This is a genomic window from Magnetospirillum sp. 15-1, assembly GCF_900184795.1.
GTDB lineage: Bacteria > Pseudomonadota > Alphaproteobacteria > Rhodospirillales > Magnetospirillaceae > Phaeospirillum.
Window position 1 is genome coordinate 242,414 of sequence record NZ_FXXN01000026.1, and the last position, 18,001, is coordinate 260,414.

Annotated in this window: 20 protein-coding genes; 9 read left to right on the forward strand and 11 right to left on the reverse strand. The window is 65.8% G+C overall.

All coding sequences use genetic code 11. The annotated features are described in order from the left end of the window. Positions 1-41 precede the first annotated feature (41 nt). The 6 genes from CP958_RS16740 (at position 42) to CP958_RS16765 (ending at position 5,413) form a co-directional block, all read left to right on the forward strand. Positions 42-479: an NlpC/P60 family protein gene (locus CP958_RS16740; protein WP_096703358.1), complete on the forward strand. Its 438-nt coding sequence runs from the start codon at positions 42-44 to the stop codon at positions 477-479. Continuing rightward, positions 476-2,803, forward strand: coding sequence for a host specificity factor TipJ family phage tail protein (locus CP958_RS16745; protein ID WP_096703359.1), 2,328 nt, complete (start codon positions 476-478; stop codon positions 2,801-2,803). Before CP958_RS16740 ends, CP958_RS16745 begins: the two co-directional genes overlap by 4 nt. A gap of 62 nt (positions 2,804-2,865) precedes the next feature. Beyond that, on the forward strand, positions 2,866-3,303 hold the full coding sequence (locus tag CP958_RS16750) for a structural protein (protein ID WP_096703618.1): 438 nt from the start codon (positions 2,866-2,868) through the stop codon (positions 3,301-3,303). A gap of 2 nt (positions 3,304-3,305) precedes the next feature. Further along, positions 3,306-3,905, forward strand: a complete 600-nt coding sequence (locus CP958_RS16755) for a hypothetical protein (RefSeq protein WP_096703360.1) — start codon at positions 3,306-3,308, stop codon at positions 3,903-3,905. Between the two features lie 158 nt (positions 3,906-4,063). Further along, positions 4,064-5,086 (forward strand): DMT family transporter, encoded by a 1,023-nt coding sequence (locus tag CP958_RS16760; protein ID WP_096703361.1) that lies wholly within the window; start codon positions 4,064-4,066, stop codon positions 5,084-5,086. After that, positions 5,087-5,413, forward strand: a complete 327-nt coding sequence (locus tag CP958_RS16765) for a YnfA family protein (protein WP_096703362.1) — start codon at positions 5,087-5,089, stop codon at positions 5,411-5,413. 10 nt (positions 5,414-5,423) lie between these two features. On the opposite strand, the gene CP958_RS16770 is transcribed toward CP958_RS16765, so the two are convergent. After that, on the reverse strand, positions 5,424-5,828 hold the full coding sequence (locus CP958_RS16770; protein WP_096703363.1) for a helix-turn-helix domain-containing protein: 405 nt from the start codon (positions 5,826-5,828) through the stop codon (positions 5,424-5,426). A gap of 63 nt (positions 5,829-5,891) precedes the next feature. Here CP958_RS16770 and CP958_RS16775 point away from each other — a divergent pair, with 63 nt between their 5' ends. Continuing rightward, on the forward strand, positions 5,892-6,527 hold the full coding sequence (locus CP958_RS16775; protein ID WP_096703364.1) for a cation transporter: 636 nt from the start codon (positions 5,892-5,894) through the stop codon (positions 6,525-6,527). Here CP958_RS16775 and CP958_RS16780 read toward each other — a convergent pair. The 8 genes from CP958_RS16780 to CP958_RS16815 all read right to left on the reverse strand — a co-directional run bounded on the left by CP958_RS16780 (position 6,503) and on the right by CP958_RS16815 (position 15,653). After that, the gene (locus CP958_RS16780; RefSeq protein ID WP_141400551.1) at positions 6,503-6,997 is read right to left on the reverse strand and encodes a hypothetical protein; all 495 of its coding nucleotides are present in this window, start codon (positions 6,995-6,997) and stop codon (positions 6,503-6,505) included. The genes CP958_RS16775 and CP958_RS16780 overlap by 25 nt on opposite strands. 10 nt (positions 6,998-7,007) lie before the next feature. Continuing rightward, positions 7,008-10,142, reverse strand: a complete 3,135-nt coding sequence (locus tag CP958_RS16785) for an efflux RND transporter permease subunit (protein ID WP_096703366.1) — start codon at positions 10,140-10,142, stop codon at positions 7,008-7,010. Between the two features lie 13 nt (positions 10,143-10,155). Beyond that, positions 10,156-11,736 carry an efflux RND transporter periplasmic adaptor subunit gene (locus CP958_RS16790; RefSeq protein WP_096703367.1) on the reverse strand — a complete coding sequence of 527 codons (1,581 nt, stop codon included), beginning with the start codon at positions 11,734-11,736 and terminating at the stop codon, positions 10,156-10,158. Then, positions 11,733-12,965, reverse strand: coding sequence for a TolC family protein (locus tag CP958_RS16795; RefSeq protein ID WP_141400552.1), 1,233 nt, complete (start codon positions 12,963-12,965; stop codon positions 11,733-11,735). Before CP958_RS16795 ends, CP958_RS16790 begins: the two co-directional genes overlap by 4 nt. Beyond that, positions 12,962-13,228 (reverse strand): hypothetical protein, encoded by a 267-nt coding sequence (locus CP958_RS16800; protein WP_096703369.1) that lies wholly within the window; start codon positions 13,226-13,228, stop codon positions 12,962-12,964. The genes CP958_RS16795 and CP958_RS16800 overlap by 4 nt, the downstream gene beginning before the upstream one ends. A 38-nt stretch (positions 13,229-13,266) precedes the next feature. Next, entirely contained in the window at positions 13,267-13,722 is a 456-nt protein-coding gene (locus CP958_RS16805) for a hypothetical protein (RefSeq protein ID WP_096703370.1), read from the reverse strand. Positions 13,723-13,805: 83 nt separating this feature from the next. After that, positions 13,806-14,225, reverse strand: coding sequence for a hypothetical protein (locus CP958_RS16810; RefSeq protein ID WP_141400553.1), 420 nt, complete (start codon positions 14,223-14,225; stop codon positions 13,806-13,808). 156 nt (positions 14,226-14,381) lie between these two features. Next, entirely contained in the window at positions 14,382-15,653 is a 1,272-nt protein-coding gene (locus CP958_RS16815; RefSeq protein WP_041040879.1) for a hypothetical protein, read from the reverse strand. 201 nt (positions 15,654-15,854) lie between these two features. Here CP958_RS16815 and CP958_RS16820 point away from each other — a divergent pair, with 201 nt between their 5' ends. Together CP958_RS16820 and CP958_RS16825 are read left to right on the forward strand one after the other, a co-directional pair. After that, positions 15,855-16,934: a class I SAM-dependent methyltransferase gene (locus tag CP958_RS16820; RefSeq protein ID WP_141400554.1), complete on the forward strand. Its 1,080-nt coding sequence runs from the start codon at positions 15,855-15,857 to the stop codon at positions 16,932-16,934. Between the two features lie 27 nt (positions 16,935-16,961). After that, on the forward strand, positions 16,962-17,258 hold the full coding sequence (locus CP958_RS16825) for a hypothetical protein (protein WP_041040853.1): 297 nt from the start codon (positions 16,962-16,964) through the stop codon (positions 17,256-17,258). Here the strand turns inward: CP958_RS16825 and CP958_RS16830 are convergent, their stop codons facing one another. Both CP958_RS16830 and CP958_RS16835 read right to left on the reverse strand, forming a co-directional pair. Next, complete coding sequence (locus tag CP958_RS16830; protein WP_041040851.1) at positions 17,259-17,585, reverse strand: hypothetical protein; 327 nt, start codon at positions 17,583-17,585, stop codon at positions 17,259-17,261. 32 nt (positions 17,586-17,617) lie between these two features. Continuing rightward, the gene (locus CP958_RS16835; RefSeq protein WP_041040849.1) at positions 17,618-17,989 is read right to left on the reverse strand and encodes a hypothetical protein; all 372 of its coding nucleotides are present in this window, start codon (positions 17,987-17,989) and stop codon (positions 17,618-17,620) included. Between the last annotated feature and the right edge of the window lie 12 nt (positions 17,990-18,001).

The window sequence follows — 18,001 nt, forward strand, 5'->3', positions numbered from 1 at the left end:
GGGCGTCTCCTGACCATTCTGACCAGATGAGGATAGCGACAATGACCCGCGAATGCCAGTCGCCGGTTGGAGCCCCCCATTGGGCCATCGCTTTGATCGGCGTGCCGTGGTCCGTCCACGGCAGCGGGCCGGACTCGTTCAATTGCTGGGAATTCGTCCGCATGGTCCAAGCCGAGCATTTCGGCCGCCTGCTGCCCGAGATCAGCAATCCCCAAGATATGCTGGTCATGGGGCGCACCTTCCGCGACCACCCCGAGCGTCGGCGCTGGGCCAAGGTTGATTCGCCTGCGGAAGGCGATTGCGTCCTGCTGCGTCGGTCCCGCCATCCCATCCATGTGGGCGTCTGGCTCGATGTGGATGGCGGCGGCGTCCTGCATTGCGCCGAGGGTGCCGGGGTGGTGTTCCAGCGTTCGGACGCGCTCGCGCTCAACGGCTGGGCCGTCGAAGGCTTCTACCGCTTCATCGGTGGCCAGGGATGACCGCCTCCATCGTCATCGTCACCAACCCGTTCGAGCCGGTGGCCAGCCGCTCGGTGCATGCGGTGGAATCCGGGATCACGCTGGGCGGCCTGTTGCAGGGCTGCGGCATTGCGGAGGATTGCTGGTCCGATGGCCCGGAAATCCTGATCGGCGGCATGACGGTGCCGGTCGGCATTTACGCCGTCCGGGCCATCGGCGACGGCGAGGTCGTCACCGTCATTCGCTGGCCCCAGGGCGGCGGGGGCGGTGGTGGGGGCGGCAAGAACCCCATGCGGATCGTGCTGACCATCGCGGTGATGGTGGCCGCCATCTATCTGGGTCCCATGGCGGCGGTGGCCATGGGCTACACCGCCGCCGGCAGTGCCGCCGCCATGGCAACCGCCGGTATCGCCCTGGCCGGCTCGATGCTGATCAATACGGTGATCCCGGCCCCCAAGCCGTCCATGCCGTCGCTCAACTGGGGCGGCAGCGGCAGCGCGCCGGCCCCCAGCCCGACCTATTCAATCCAGGCTCAAGGCAACCAGGGCCGATTGGGCCAGCCGATCCCGGTGATCTATGGGCGCCACCTGATCTATCCCGACCTCGCCTCGGAACCTTACCAGGATTACGTCGGCGGCGAGCAGTACCTCTACCAGCTTCACGTCATCGGCCAGGGCGACTACGCGGTCGAGCAGATCCGCATCGAGGACACCCCCATCTCTTCGTTCGAGGAGGTGCAGACCGAGATCGTCCCGCCCGGTTCCCCGGTGACGCTGTTCGAGCCGGACGTGGTCACCGCCGCCGAGATTGCCGGCCAGGAACTGGTCGCCCCCAATCTGGTGCAGTCCGGCGACGATGGGTACATTGGCCCGTTCACCGCCAATCCGGTCGATACCACGACCGGGGCGCTGGGCATCGACGTGGTGATGCCGCGTGGCCTCTATTACGCCAATGACGGCGGCAGCCTCGACAGCCGCACCGTCCAGTGGCAGGTCGAGGCGCGCGCCATCGATGCCGAGGGAGGAGCCATCGGCGGCTGGGCGGTTCTGGCGCAGCCGTCGCATACCGCCGCCACCAACAGCACTATCCGTCTGTTCTTCCGCTATTCGGTCAGTCCGGGCCGTTACGAGGTCCGCCTCAAGCGTCTCGACGCCAAGGACACCGCCGAACGCGCCGGCCATGAAATCCGCTGGGGCGCTCTGCGCGCCTATTTGACCGGCCAGCCCGATTTCGGCGCCGTCACCTTGCTGGCGGTCAAGATGCGGGCCACCGACAATCTCAGCCAGCGCTCGTCGCGGCTGATCAACGTCATCGCCACCCGCAAGCTGCCTGTGTGGTCGGCGGCGGGCGGTTGGTCGGCCCCGCAGCCGACCCGGTCCATCGCCTGGGCCTTCGCCGATGCCTGCAAGGCCGAGTATGGGGCGAAGCTGGCCGATTCCAGGATCGACCTCAAGACGCTGGCCGTCCTGGATACCGTTTGGGCTGCCCGTGGCGATTCCTTCGACGCGGTGTTCGACTCCAGCATGACGGTATGGGAAGCCCTGACCCGCATCGCCCGCTGCGGCCGTGCCGTGCCCATCCAGCAGGGCGGTATCGTCCGGATCATCCGTGATGCGCCCCAGACCATGCCGGTGGCCATGTTCGGGCCGCGCAACATCGTCAAGGGCTCGTTCAAGATCAAATACGTCATGCCCGGCGACGACACCGCCGACGCGGTGACGGTGGAGTTTTTCTCGTCGCGCACCTGGAAGCCCGACGAGACCACGGCCAAGCTGGCGGACAGTGCTGGCGACAATCCCGCCAAGGTCAACCTGTTCGGCTGCACCGCCAAGGACCATGCCCAGCGGGAAGGTCTCTACATCGCCGCCAACAACCGCTATCGCCGTCGCATGGTCACCTTCCGCACCGAGTTGGAGGGCATGATCCCCACCTATGGCGATCTCGTCGCCATCACCCACGACATGCCCCGCTGGGGCCAGGGCGGCGAGGTGATCGACTGGCGGGCCGAATCCCCGAAGCCGCCTTGGATTGGGGCGGTGCTGATGCTGTCCGAGCCGCTGACCTGGACCGAGGGCGCCAGTCATTATCTGGCGCTGCGCCGCCGCGACGGAAGTCTGGCGGGGCCGTTCCGGGTCGAGCCAATGGCCGATGCGCCCACCATGGTGCGTCTCGCCGAGCCGCTGACCGTCACGCCTTATACCGGCGGCTCGGAGGAGCGGACCTACTTCTCCTTCGGCCCCGGCCAGGCTTGGGCGCAGACCGCCCGCATCCTCGCCATCCGTCCCCGCGCCGAGCAGGTGGAGATTACCGCCGTCGCCGAGGATTCCCGCGTCCACGTCAATTAGCCGTCTTTCATTTCCCGTCCCCACAGCCGCCTCCGGGCGGCTTTTTTTGTTGGAGAATGACCATGACCCAGTCCAGCACCATTCCTCGCGGCATTCGCCTCAACAATCCCGGCAATATCAAGGAATCCCCCGGCGACAAGACTCAGTGGCAGGGCGAGCGCGCCACCGATGATGATCCGGTGTTCGAGGAGTTCGTCAGCCCCGAGGCCGGTATTCGTGCCCTGGCCCGCATCCTGCTCGGCTATCAACGTCGCCATGGCCTCAACACCGTGACGGGAATCATCACCCGTTGGGCGCCGGGCTGCGAGAACGACACCGGCTCATACATCGCCCATGTCGCTTCTCGCCTGGGCGTGACGTCCGATCAGGCCATCGACCTGACCAAGGCCGACACCATGGCCGGATTGGTCGAAGCCATCATCCGCCATGAGAACGGCCAGCAACCTTACACCAGAGAAGTGATCCTGGCCGGGGTCGGCATGGGGCTGGGGAGTGTCTGACCATGAACCTGCTCGATCTCCTCGGCGATGCCGCCGCCATCGCCGCCAATCCCATCGCGGGGCTGGCCAAGGTAGCGCTGGACGTGGCGCCGGACATCGCCAGCCTGTTCGGCGACGATGCCGAAAAGGCGGTCGGCAAACTGGCCGACACCGTCCGCGCCATCACCGGCACCGACGATCTCGACAAGGCCCGCGAGGCGCTGGCCGATCCCAATCTGGTGTTCCAGCTTCGCTCCCAGGCCCAGGCCTTCGCCCACGAGGAGCGGATGCAGCAGATGGCTGTCGCGCTCACCACGCTGACCGCCACCCTGGCCGACCGCCAGAACGCCCGAGCCAGGGACAGCGAGTTCATCAAGGCCGGGCGCAACAATCTCCGCGCTAACGTCCTGCTGGTCACCGCCGGACTTGGCATCGTCGGCGGTATCGGCTTCATGGTGTTCGGCCATGTGGACGGCAACACCGCCGTCGGCGGCTGCATCATCTCGGTGGTGACGCTGCTGGCGGGCAAGTTTGCCACCGCCTTCGATTTCGAGTTCGGCGGATCGGCCGATTCCGAGCAGACCCGCACCCTGCTGGCCCAGGCCCCGCCCATTGGCAAATAGAACAAATCGGATTTCGCATAACGCTGCCGACCGGAGTGAGCAATCCCCCGGTCGGCAGTTTTTCGCGTTTGTATTGGGCTTGCAACCTCCAAACCGGCGGATCAATCTCCAGGGGCTTTGGCTTGATTTCAATTTGGCCGGCTCTTGAAGGGGCTGAAATGAACAAAGGTATCCTCGCCGCCTTGGCCGCCGCGATCCTGTTCGGCGGCAGCACTCCGTTCGCCAAGCTGCTGCTCGGCGGCATCGATCCCTGGCTGTTGGCAGGCATCCTGTATTTGGGCTCGGGGATCGGCCTGACCGCCGTCAGGCTGGTGACCAAGGGGGAGAGAGCCAGACTTGGCTCCGGGGAATGGCCGTGGCTGGTCGGTGCGATTCTATCGGGCGGTGTCGCCGGTCCCGTACTGCTCATGTATGGATTGTCGGGCACATCCGCCGCCACCTCGTCGCTACTGCTGAATGCCGAAGGGGTGCTCACCGCCGTGCTGGCCTGGGTGGTGTTCAAGGAAAACGCCGACCGCCGTATCGTGCTCGGCATGCTCGCCATCGTGGCGGGGGCGGCGGTGCTGTCCTGGCCGACCGGCTCGGTCGAACCATCCTGGCCGTCCCTTGCGGTTTTGGCCGCCTGCCTGTGCTGGGCCATCGACAACAACCTGACCCGCAAGGTGTCGCTGTCCGACCCGGTGCAAATCGCCGCCATCAAGGGGCTGGCCGCGGGCGTGACCAATGTGGTGCTGGCCGTAGCCATGGGCGCACCAATTCCATCGCCCGCAACCATCGCCGCCGCCGGGGCCAACGGTTTCCTCGGCTACGGCATCAGCCTCGTTGCCTTCGTGGTCGGGCTGCGGGAACTGGGAACCGCCAGGACCGGAGCCTATTTTTCCACCGCACCGTTCGTCGGGGCGATTGTCTCGGTGCTGCTGCTCGGGGAAACGATCAGCCTGCGTCTGGTTGCGGCGGCGGCGCTGATGGGCGTTGGTGTCTGGCTGCATCTGACCGAACGTCACGAGCATGATCACCAGCACAATGCCATGGAGCATGAACATGCCCATGAGCATGACGAACATCATCACCATCACGGGGACGAGCCGCTGGGGACGCATGTGCATCCTCACCGGCACGAGCCGATGATCCACCAGCACCCCCATTTCCCGGATGCCCACCATCGGCATGGGCATAGCTGAATGCTGTCCATTCCCATCTACGTTCTGGCGGCCTTCGCCGAGATCGGGGGCTGCTTCGCCTTCTGGGCGTGGCTGCGGCTGGGCAAGTCGATGGTCTGGCTGCTGCCCGGCATGGCGAGCCTTGCCGTATTCGCGTGGTTGTTGACCCGGATCGAGGCAGACTTCGCCGGACGCGCCTATGCCGCCTATGGCGGGGTCTACATCCTGGCTTCGCTGGCGTGGTTGTGGCGGGTCGAGGGCAATCGTCCCGACCGCTGGGATGTTCTCGGCGCGGCAATCTGCCTGACTGGCGCGGCCATCATTCTGTTCGCGCCCCGGTCATCCTGATTTCAGGGCGTCACGATGCCAGAGCGTCGATGATGCGGCATTCGGCGACGGTTCCCGCGCAACAGTGAGCCATCTCGCGCAGAGCGTCCCGCAACCGACCCAACTCCTCGATCTTGCGCTCGACCTCGGCCAGATGCGCCGAGGCCAACCGGTCGGCATCCTCGCACGGTTGCTCGGGATGCTCGGCCAGTCGCAGCAGCGCCCGGATCGCCTCGATACTGAAGCCCAGATCACGGCCCTTGCGGATGAAGGACAGCCGCCGCAAATCGTCACCGCTGTATTGTCGGTACCCAGCCGCCGTCCGGTCCGGCTGGGACAGCAATCCGATGCGCTCGTAGTAGCGAATGGTCTCGATATTGACGCTGGTCGCCTTGCCAAGCGCCCCGATGGTCAGTCCACGATTCTGATTCGTCATCACTCTTGACCCTGTAGTCGCTACAGGCCTCACCATATCCTGGATTAGTTTCGGGAGGTAGGTTTGGGTGCAAGCTGCTGTCAGGGTGAATGCCAGCCACCATCGGATGGGACCACCCCACTCTTCCGCCGGGCGCTATGGGCGGCGCTGGTCATCAACGCAGGCATGTTCGTAGTGGAGGTCGTCGCCGGCATGGCGGCCGGGTCGTCGTCGCTGCAGGCGGATTCCCTGGATTTCCTCGGCGATGCCGCCAATTACGCCGTCAGCCTGTTCGTCCTGGGCATGAGCCTGCGGCGCCGAGCGCAGGCGTCCGTGATCAAGGGGGCGACCATGGGGGCATTCGGCCTGTGGGTGATCGGCAACACCTTGCTGCATGTGCTGAACGGCACCGTCCCGGAATCTCAGGTGATGGGGGCGGTCGGCATCGCCGCCTTCATCGCCAACGTGGTGGTGGCGATCATGCTTTATGCCTTCCGCGAGGGTGACAGCAACATGCGCTCGGTGTGGATCTGCTCGCGCAATGACGCCATCGGCAATCTGGCCGTCCTGGCCGCTGCCGGCGGCGTATTCGCTTCCGGTTCGGGTTGGCCCGATTTCGCGGTGGCCGGGATCATGGCCGCCCTGGCGCTGAGCGGGGCGTACCAGGTCCTGCGCCATGCCCTGGCCGAACTGCGCTATTGCCCGGTGGCACAGGGATAAGCCTTGCGGATGTAGACGATGAAGGCCTGCGGCGCGCTGAGACGGAAGATTTCGTCATTCCCCTGGCGATCCTGGCCTTCCAGCCATTTCAACAGGCCTTCCAGCAAGTCCTGGTCCTTGACCCCGACGGGCATGCAGACCAGACGCTCCTGATACAGGGGGGCCATCACCCGGATGGTCTCGAAGATGGCCGCCGTGGCCGCCAGACACTTGGTACCGTTGCTGACCACATGGATGTCCTCCTGGGTCAGTGGGCGCTTACCCAGTTGTCCTTCGAGGACCAGGAGCTTCTTGACCTCGCCGCATAGCCGCAGCAGCCGCGACAGCGGCAGGGCGCGGGTATTGGCGAGATGTTCCCGCACCGGCGCGGCCGACCGGTCGCCGATGGGACCGCCGTCCTGCTGCCGCGCCAAGACCGGCGACGAGAGCAGGACGGCGCAGAGGAGGCATGCGGCGGATGGCCGGATCACGTTCCCCTCCTCAGGCCATGTCCGTGGCGCGGCGGCGAACCGTGTCATGGCGCAGGATTTCCCGGCGGATGGAGCCGAACCGCAGGTAGAGGGCCGGCACCACCACCATGTTGAGGATGGTCGAGGACACCAGCCCGCACAGGATCACCACCGCCATGGGAGCCTGGATCTCGCTGCCCGGCTGCCCACCGGAAAGCGCCAGCGGGATCAGGGCCAGACCGGCGGCCAGCGCCGTCATCAGGATCGGCGCCAGACGTTCACGGGCGCCGCGCCTGACCGCCTCGGCGGGGTCGCTCACCCCCTCGCGCTCGGCCAGATGGTGGATATGGGCGATCATCATCACGCCGTTGCGCGTCGCGATGCCGAACAGGGTAATCAGGCCGATCAGCCCGGCGATGGTCATCACGCCGCCGGTCAGGTAGACCCCCGCCACGCCGCCGATCAGGGCGAGCGGCAGGTTGAGCATGACCAGCAGGGCATCCTTGACCGAACGAAATGCCAGGAACAGCAGCAGGAAGATGCCCACCACCACCACCAGACTCAGCAGGCCCAGGGTACGGGTAGCCTCGGCGGCACTCTCGAACTGGCCGCCGAATTCGACGTGATAGCCCTCGGGCAGCTTGACCTCGGCCTCCACCTTGGCCCGCATCTCCTCGACCACGCCGCCGAGGTCGCGTCCCGCCACGTTGGCGGTGACCACGATCTTGCGCTGGACGTTCTCGCGGCTGACGCTGTTGGGGCCCCGGTCCTTGGTGATATCGGCCAGGGCGATCAGGGGCAGGCGGGCGCCGGACGAAGTGGTGATCAGGGTCTCGCGGATCGCCTCCATGCTGCCCCGCACCCGAGGGTCGTAACGCACCACCAGATCATAGGTGGCCTGGCCCTCCATGATCTTGGAGACCGTGACCCCGGCGAAGGCCGTCTCGATGGAATCGGCCACCTGGCGGAGCGTCAGGCCGTGCCGGGCGATGGCGGCACGGTTGAACTTCACGGTCAGGAAGGGGATGTCGGTCTGTTGCTCGGCGGAGACGTCGACGGCGCCGGGAACCTTCTCCACCGCCGCCTTCACCTGCCCCGCCACCCGGCGCAGGTCGTAGAGATCGGTGCCGAAGATCTTGATGGCGATATTGGCGCGGCTGCCCGACAGCATGTGGTCGATGCGGTGCGAGATGGGCTGGCCGACGATGATGTTCATGCCGGGAATCTGGGCGAAGTCACGGCGCAGGGAGTCGAGAAAATCCTCCTTGCTCCGCTCCTTCATTGCCAGACTGACCTCGATCTCGGATTCGTGGATGCCGAGCGCGTGGGGATCGAGCGGCGAGCGACCGGTGCGCCGCGCCGTCGCCGTCACCTCGGGCTGGCGCAGCAGGGCGTCCTCGACCAATTGGCCGAGACTGGCCGATTCCTCCAGCGAGGTTCCCGGCAGGGTGGAGGCCGAGATGGTCAGGGTGCCTTCGTTGAAGTCGGGCAGGAATGCCTTGCCCGCCATGGAGAGCGCCGCCATGGACAAGGCCAGGGCGATGCCCGCCCCCCAGGCCACCGCCTTCCAGCGGGTGAGCGTGGAGGCCAGCACGCGGTCGTAGCGGGCCAGCAGCCAGCGGATCAGGGCGGGCTCGTGCCCAGCTTCGCCCTCCTTGCGGCGGACGAGCAGCAGCGAGGCCATCACCGGCGTCACCGTGATGGCGACGAACAGGGAGGCGGCCAGCGAGATGACGTAGGCGAGACCGAGGGGAACCATCAGCCGCCCTTCCACGCCGGTGAGGAAGAACAGCGGCAGGAACACCAGCATGATGATCAGGGTGGCGAAGACAATGGAGCCCTGGATCTCGCGGGTGGCCTCAAACACCACATGGACCGGGGATTGCTGCCGATCGGGGGCCAAGCGCCGGTTGTCGCCCAGGCGGCGGACGATGTTCTCCACCACGATGATGGCGTCGTCCACCAGGGCGCCCAGGGCGATGGCGAGACCGCCCAGCGTCATGGTGTTGATGGAGGCCCCCATGGACTTCATGGCCAGGATGGCCGCCACCAGGGAGAGCGGCAGGGCGGTGAGCGTGATCAGGGTGGCCCTGCCGTTCATCAGGAAGGCGAAGACGATGGCCACCACCAGGATGGCGCCGTCTCTGAGCGCATCCACCAGATTGCGCACCGAGACATTGATGAAGTCGGCCTGACGGAAGATGTCGGTGGCCAGCACCATGCCATCGGGCAGGGTCTTGCGGATATCGGCGAACACGGAATCGAGACGCCGGGTCAGTTCCAGGGTATTGGCGCCCGGCTGCTTCTGGATGCCCAACACCACGGCCGCGCGGCCGTTGTTGGAGCCGATGCCGCGCCGGATGCCGGGGCCGACCACCACCTCGGCCACGTCGCGGACCAGCACCGGAATGCCGCCACGCCGTCCCACAGCCGTGGCGCCGATGTCGTCCAGCGAACTGATGCGCCCGAGGCCCTGGATCAGGTATTCCTGCCCGCCCTCGGCGTAGAAACCGGCGGGAGCGTTCTGGTTGCCGTCCTTCAGGGCGGCCAGCACCTCGTCCACGGTGATTCCATAGGCGGCCAGCCGGTCGAGGCGCAGCGTCACCTGATACTGGCGCTCGTCGCCGCCGATGGGCAGAACCTCGGCCACGCCGGGCACCGCCAGGATACGCTTGCGCACGCTCCAGTCGGCTACCCCTTTCAACGCCATGCCGTCGTGGCGGTCGGAGCGGAGCGCGATGAACAAGATCTCGCCCATCACCGAGGCGGCGGGCGCCATGACCGGCGCCGCCACGTCGGGCGGCAGCGAGGCGCGGGCCAGTTGCAGTTTCTCGGCGACGATCTGCCGCGCCGTCAGCACGTCGGTGCCCCAGTCGAACTCGACGATCACCGTAGAAAGGCCGACGCCGGTGGAGGACCGCACGCGCCGCACTCCCGCCGCGCCGTTCAGCGCCGTCTCGATGGGGAAGGTCACCAGCCGCTCCACCTCGGTGGGCGCCATGCCGTGGGCCTCGGTGGCGACGGTGACCGAGGGCGCGGTGAGGTCGGGAAAGACGTCCACCGGCATGCGCAGCGTTTCATAGGTTCCCCAGGCCAGCAGTAGGGCGGCGGCGGCCAGCACGAACAGCCGCGAGCGCAGCGACCACTGGATGATATAGGCGATCATGGACTGGGTTTCCTCAATGCGCGTGGCCGTGGGACAGCGAGGCCGGAGCCGAGGCCGCCAGTTTCACCTGATAGGTGCCCTTGGATACCACCCGCTCGCCCGGCGAGAGTCCGTTCCGGATGGCGACGAAATCGCCGTCGCGCAGGCCGGGCACCACCGGACGGCGCTCGAAGGACTCGCCGCCGGTCTGGACGAACACCACAGGCGCGCCGTTATCATCAAGAATGGCCGAGGCCGGAACGGCGGGGCTTTCCTCGGCGGCGCCGGTGAAGACACGGGCCTGGGCATAGGCGCCGATGCGGAAGCGCTCCTCGGGATTGTCGAACTCGAACAGCACCGGGACGGTACGGCTTTCCCGATCAACCACGCCGCCCAGGGCGATCAGGCGGCCATTGCGGCCATGCTCGATGAGGGTGGCGCCCTCGTAGCCGTCGGCGGTGAACCACGCCCCCAGGGGATCACGGATGCGCCCGATCTGGGCCTCGGGGATCTGCGTCTCCAGCCACAGCCGGGACAGACCGGCGATGTGGAACAGGGGCTGACCCTGGCCGATGGTGGCCCCCGGCTGGGCGTTGACCGCCGCGATGCGGCCCGAGACGGGAGCACGGAGCGCGATGCCGCCCTTGGCCCCCTGGTAGGGGGCGATGCGCTTGCCGGCAGCGTCCATTTCCGCCCGCGCGGCGGCTTCCTGATTGCGGGCCTCGACAACCCGGCGTTCGGGGATGGCCTCGATCTTCAACAACCCCTCCAGGCGCTGGCGCTCCTGCATCGCCAGGTCGAGGGCGAGACGGGCCTTGCGTTGCCCCAGCTCCAGGGTGGCGGAATCGGTCTCACCGCCCAGTTGCGGCACCAGCCAGGCCAGAACCTGCCCCTTCTCAACGCTTTGGCCGATGCGCGGGAAGTCGGGCGACGGAGCCAGCATCCCGGCACCGGGCGCCGCGATGATCGCCTCGTCCGAGGCTCGCGCCCGGATGGTTCCGCTGGCGGCCACCGAGTCCCGGATCAGGCGGGAACGGACCTCGGCGGTGGCGAACTCGATCTTCCACTGGACTTCCTTGGTGACGGCAATGCCACCCTCCTTTTCCGCGTGGCCGGCCTCGTCCATGGCGGTCTTGGCCGCGCCGTCGTCGGCATGGACCGCGATTTCGCCCAAATCGTGGTCGTCGGCGCCGTCCTTGGCGCGCAAGGACACGCTCAGCCGCCGCTGCCCCGCCGCCTTGGGAATGACCAGGGCGCGGAGGATACCCGGCTTGTCGGCCATGGCCGGGAAGGTTTCGTCCGGCTGCCCGCCACCCGAAAGGCGGATGACGGCCTCGGCGCCCTCCACCGGCTTGAAATCAGCCAGCCGGGTAAAATGCAGGACGAAATCACCGGCCTCACCCGCCACCGGAACCGGATATTCCATGAACAGTTCTGTATTGGCGGCGTAGGTGGTCGAGGACAGGCGTTCCTCGGCATGGGCATGCTCGCCGGCGTGAGCTTGGCCTTCCCCGGCATGGGGAGGCTTGACGGCGGGAGGGCGGGCCACGGTGGCGTAGACGCCGGCTCCGCCCAGTACGGCGCCGGCGGCCAAGGCGATGATCAGCTTTTTCATTGGGAGGTCTCTCCGGTGGCAAGCGTCAGTTCGGTGTGGGCCTCGCGGGCGCCGAACTCCAGTTCGATGGCGGTGGTTTCGGCTTCCAGCAGGGATTTGTGGGCATCGAGCAGTTCCAGCACATTCATCTCGCCCGCCCGGTAGGCACCCTCGGCAATGCGCGACAGGTCGCGAGACGCCGGCAGTGAGCTTTCCCGGAACTTCAGCGCCGTCTCGCGCAACTCAGCCGTTCGGCGCCACAAGCCGCGGATTTCGCCCTCGGCCTTGGCGCGGGCCAGGGCCATATCGGCGGCGGTGGCGCGGGACTGGGCGGCGGCCTTGCGGCTGGCCGCCTGCCCCCGGTCGAACAGCGGCAGCGGCGCCGAGATGGTGAGCAGCACGCCCTGGTCGCTGCGCTCCGGTTGATCCACCTGCTTCAGCCCGGCCCCCAGGGTGAGGTCCGGGACCCAGCCCCGGTCGGCGGCCCGGCGGTCCAGGTCGGAGGCGGCGACCTTGGCCCGCAATACCTGGAGGTCGGGACGATCCTCCATGCGCGACATCAGGTCGTCGAGGCCGAGCGGCGGGGGCGGCAGCAGGGCTCCCTCGATCCGGGGCATGGCGGTGCCGGCGGGCCAGTTCATCAGGGCGCGCAGGCGCTCCCACGCTTCGGCCAGATCGGCGTTCAGCGCCCTGACCTTGGCCTCGGCGGCCACCCGTTCGCGGGTCAGGCGCCGCACGTCGTAGCCCGACACCTCGCGGCCGGTCCTGAGCTTGGCCAGCACGGTTTCGGCCTCGCCCAGCCGCGTGGCCCAGCGGGCGGCCGCTTCCTTGGCCTGCTGGCGCATCAGCACGGTGTGGAACAGCTTGCGGGCTTCGCCCCCCGCCTCGCGATATCGTTGCCGGGTCTCGGCTCGGCTGGCATCCAACCGCCGACCGGCGGCGTCCTGGCGCAGGCCGCGCCGTCCGGAGACGTCCACCGGCTGCGACAGGCGGTAGGTGTCTTGCACCGTGGCGCCACCGGCCCCCTTGGTGCGATCACGCTCGTATTCGAAAGTAGGGTTGGGCCACAGCCCCGCCTCGTCCTCCTCGGCCCTGGCGGCATCGACCGCGCCTTCGGTGGCGTTGCGAAGGTCGTCGCGCGCTTGCGCCGCCGCGATGGCGGTTTGCTCGTCGAGACGAGCGGTCTCGGCCCAGGCCGGAAGAGCCAGGGCCAAGGCCGCCGCCAGGACGGGGTGGAAGAGCGGCCTCAATGCTTGTGGTCCTTGAGAACCAGGCCGTGGGCCACGTCGATGTAGCCCTTGGCCTCGCCGGCCTTGCCGTCCTTGCACAGCTTCTCGGCGGTCTCGATCTGCCACTTGGCGCGGTCGCGGTCGGCGGGCTTGCCGTCGAAATGCTTGAGACCCTGCTTCAGTTCGGGCAGCAGTTCGCAGGACTTGGCCTTGGACGATTGGGCAATGGCCGGAGCGGACATCAGGGCGGCGGCAACGGCGATGACGGCAAAGGAACGGGACATGGTGTGGTCTCCTCTTGGGGGGATGGGAAAAGAGGGCTTTAATCCGTCTGGGCGGGAAGATCGAACCCGGTCATGGCTTCGCAGATTTCCTGCACCCGGACCATGTGGGCGGCGCTCTCCCTGCTGCGGAGATCGAGGTGATCGTCGGTTTCCCGGCGGCACTTCTCCGCGAGGTCGGCCCGCCGCTTGGTCTCGATGGGGGAGCGCCCCTGGATAGCGGGCAAGTCGGCCATCTCACGGCACAGAGCCCGCAAATGGCTGGTCTCGCGGGTGGTGTTGGAATCACGGTAACGGTGTTGAGCATTGGCCGGCATCCGCGCGGCGGTCTGGTCGAGATTCCAGTCGGCTTCGGTCAGGCAGGCGCGCCTTAGGATTTCCTGACGATCTTCAGGTGTCTTGCCCTCCAGACGCTTGGTCAGAGGGATGCTGGGGGTGGAGGTGCAGGCCGACAGTGCCACGGCGAACAGCACGATGATCAGAGCATTGGTACGCATGGAGAGATCTCCGTAATCAAACGCGGGACGAACGCATCCGCCCGAAGGCAGACGCGCAAAGACGTTCGGTTGCCGGAGAAAGCTCAGTTCAGCAGAACCACCGAGCGGTGGGAGACCAAGCGCGGGTCAAGCGACGGCCCTTCCGTGGGAAAGGCGGCGACAATGGTCGGCGGCTCCTTGGGGGAAAGGACCCACGGAGCCGGCGAGACGGGCAGAGCCACGTCCGAAGCAGGGATAGTCTGCTTCTTGATGATCGGCGGAGCGGACTGGACCAGGGGAATGTCGATGCAATCGACCGCAGCATTTAGATGATGCTTGGCAGAAATGCCTTCCGTCGATCCGTGATCGTGATGCCGGGCTTGGGCGGCCTCGATGGCCAGATGCCCATCGCCGCCAAGGCACAAGGCGAATGCCCCGCCCGCCGGCCCCCCAAGCAGGATCATCAGCAGGCTGAGCAGCGCAGCCAGCTTCCGAACCGGTAGGGAGGACATCAAACGGGACACCGAGGCGATCCTTGCAGTTATCACCATCTGATTGGATAGCATGCAGGAAACGGGCTGGCAAATGAACGCATTTTAATGACAGTGGGGTGAAGTGAGCCTTTCTTGCATTCGGCGATGCTCCTCATAAAAGCGCCTCCGGCCCAATCCCCGGAGACATTACACCAATACCCGCGACACCGCCTCGACCGCCTTTATACCCTGGCCGAAGCGGGCCATGGCCTCGCGATTTGCCTTCAATTCGCCGTAGGGCAGGAACCGCACTTTAAGATCGCCGACACGGCTGAAGGCCGGGCGGGCCAGTTGGGCGCAGACCTCACCTTCACGGTCGTCGGGGGCAACCAGGAACAGGCCGTTGGGGGAATGCAAGTCGCTTCCGAGAGCGAGGTCGAGCAGACGGACAATACCGGAATAGATGGATGTGGTGTGCTCGACCTCAAAGGCGCCGACCACTTTGGGCGTCCCACGCTCCAGCCACAGCACGTCGATCAGGCGGATGGCATCGGCACCTGGGGCTTGGTCGATGGCCGGTGGCAGCACGGCAAGGCAGCCATCCGACAGCCGACCATTGGCAAAGGGCCGGTTGCGGTCGTTGGTGGCGACCCAGACGTCGAAGCCAAGCGAGCGGCCGAGGTCGCGCAGCCACGCCTGCACCTCGGTGTGGGTGAGATCGCTCTGGCGGGCGGCGGCCAGGATTTTTTCGGACTTGGCCCCTTCCGCCCGGACCTGGGCCAGATCGCTCTTCCAGGCATTGCGGGTGGTCTCGTCGTCGGCTAAGGGCGGCGGCGGATAACGCCCACTGCCGATGTCGAACAGGAAGCCGGCGACGGCGCCGAGATCATTGGACAGCAGATCCCGGTACTTGGCGTTGAGCGCCAGGATTCCGGCGCGCATGGCCAGGTATTCTTCCCACCGCCCCAGCTTGACCTTGGCCCCGGTCAGCGCGTTGTAACCGTTGACGATGGCGGTGTTGAACGGCGGGATGATGGTCGGGTGATGGAAGTAGAGCAGATTGGCCACCGCCGGCCCCAATCCCTTGATGGCCTGAGAATCGAGCCTGCGGATGGCGGCGATCACCGCATCCTCGCCGCTACAGCAGGCGCAGGCGGCAAGGCAGCGGGCGAAGGCCAGCTGGTTGTCCCGGTTCTCATAGATGTCGGGAATCCGCAGCTTCGGCTTCCACAGGAAGGCATGATCCGCCCCCTTGAATATCTGCCGCTGCTCTGCGATGGCCCCCACCGCCGTTTCCAGCGACGACCCCTTGTAAGCATTGCCGAAGGTGCCAGTCTCGATCTCCGCCACCACTTGGGCGACGCCCCGGCGGATCGAGCGAAAATTCTTCAGCCGCTCCTCCCACAGGAACCACAGGCGATAAGTGCCGCCGGGATCGTCGCGCCAACGTGTCAGCAATTCACGGATAGGATCCACCACCAGATCTCCGGCATTTTCCCCGCCCCTATGATGCAAGCATTCGGCGCATTTGCAATAAGCCCGCGCCCCCTTGGCTCGGAAGGGAGGAATGTAAAGTTTTGTAACCGTGGATAGAGGTAATATTTACACTTCATTACACCATCGTTCCTCCCAAAATCTGTATGGTCTTGGGCATGGTTTCCCAATGCCAAGGGGGGATACGTGGCGCAAGCGGATGTCATTGACCTGATCTTTACGGGCTTGGCCGCCCCAAATGCTGATGAAACCTATGTACGTCATGCGGCGGTAATCAACCGCAATGACGGTAGGATGTCGATCCTCAACCCGGAAGACCTGTCCCGAGGGTGCATTCACTTTCAGGACCAATATCGGAAGCTGAATTTTGGTGCCGCGCAGAAAATTCTGGCGCTGATCGAGCAGACGGTCCAGGTGGAGAAGGTCGCCCTCAAGATCCGCGAGGCGATTTATCCCAGACTGCTCGTCGCGGTTGGAGCGCCGCAGGGGACATCCATTCCTGATCTGATCTGGCAGCTCTACGCCATCTACGCCAAATCGACTCCGGCCGAGATGATGACGCTGGCTGCCCAGACCGGCGAAATTTTCGACACCGGCTGGAAGAATCTGGCGGCCGATGAGGACGATCTTTCGGCGGATACCCTGAAGAGTTTCTATGACAGCCTGGCTTTCCCGGTGGGCTGCACCTTCCGAAAATTGATCTCGGATAATCTGCAACTGGCCCTCCAGGCCCTACCGTTCTGGGCGGTCACCCACATCAAACCGAAGGCGGCTTTCGACTTTGGCGGCAATTCCGGTCTGATGACCACCCTGATGGCCACCACCGGCACGGGGCGCTGCCTGCTGGTTGATTTCTCCAGCAAGATGCTGGACTTCGCCCGCTGGAAGGACCGGCGTATGGGCGTCACCAACGTCGAGTACCTGGAACTCGACGTGGCCATGTCCAGTCTTCCCCATCCCTTTAAGGAAAGCTTCGACTTCGGCGTCTGTACCGAGGTGATGGAGCACATTTTCGACGTCGAGAAGGCGGTGGCGGCCATGGCGGCCCTGCTGAAGAAGGATGGGCTGCTGTTCTTCTCCGCCTCGTTCGGTCATTACCCCTATCCGTCCCACCTTCGTCGCAACGTGGTGTTCGCCGGCAAGGAGGACGATCTTCTGCGCCGCCATGGGCTCCAACCGGTTGACGCCTCCTTCCCGTTCCCCATGGCACCCAACCAGAAGCTCTACAAGAAGGTCGTCAGTTCGACCAGCACACATCGGCGGTGAGCGGTGGCCGGACTGGAGGAGGCCGGTATGTTGCGGATCACCGTTCGCTTCGGCCAAGCCTCCAGATCGGTAATGACGGCGATCGCCCTCGCCCAACTGGGCTTTTCCAGGGGATGGCGGGGGCAGTGTCTGGAGTGGGTGGCAACTATCGATGAGGCCGCCGCCCCCGGCCTTTTCGTGGATGTCTCCAACGTCCTGGCGACGGCCCATCCGGTCACATCGCTTGACGTGGAGCATTCTCGGGACGACGCCATCGTGGTCGAGATCGCCGACTGCCGCCGGATGATCTTCCAGCAAATCCGATTGCCGGTCCAACCGTCGTAGTTATTTCCCCCTCGGGGGCCGGTTGCAGCAACCATGCGACGGCGCTTCGGCATTGTTCAGCCGGTTCTCATCGGTGAACCGCATCCAACTCCGCCGGACTTTCTCGAAGATGCCTCCGGCGGGCCGCCCCCCGGCTTCCGCTATTGCTTTCTCGATATCGTCGAGACGCAAGCGACGAAGGTCATAGCGGATTATCAGCCGTGCTCCTCTGGATTCGGCGTCAATATCGGCGCCGCCCCCGAGGGCAGCCAGAGCCGCCGTTGCGGCTTCGACGCCAATACCGTTGAACGAGAGGGAGCGGGTGACGATGAGCGGTGTGCGTGTCATGGCGGCAACTCCGTGCTGGAGGGGCCCGGGCTCTACTTCTGGACTCCATGGCTTTCCGGATGCGGCAGGGCGGCAAGGTCGAAATGCCGCCGGACCAGATTCAGTTCGTTGAGGCCCTCGTGCGTTTTTCCTTCCCGGCATAGCCTTGCCGCCCGGTGCAACTCCTGCCGAATTGAATCAATCTCGGAGACCGGATACCACTTCCCGTTATCGAGTTTGACTGGGGGCTGTCCGGGCCGACCGATTGCTCCCATGGGGGCGCCCCGCAGGTTGGCGCCGAGTTCATCGAGTTGGGTCTGGCAGGCTTCGGCCTCGGTAACCTCGCCGGCATGTACCGTTCCCAGGGAGAGCGGCGGCGCCAGCAAGGCGATCACCAGGGCAGGAATGAGTCGTGATGCCGTCATGTCAACCTCCTC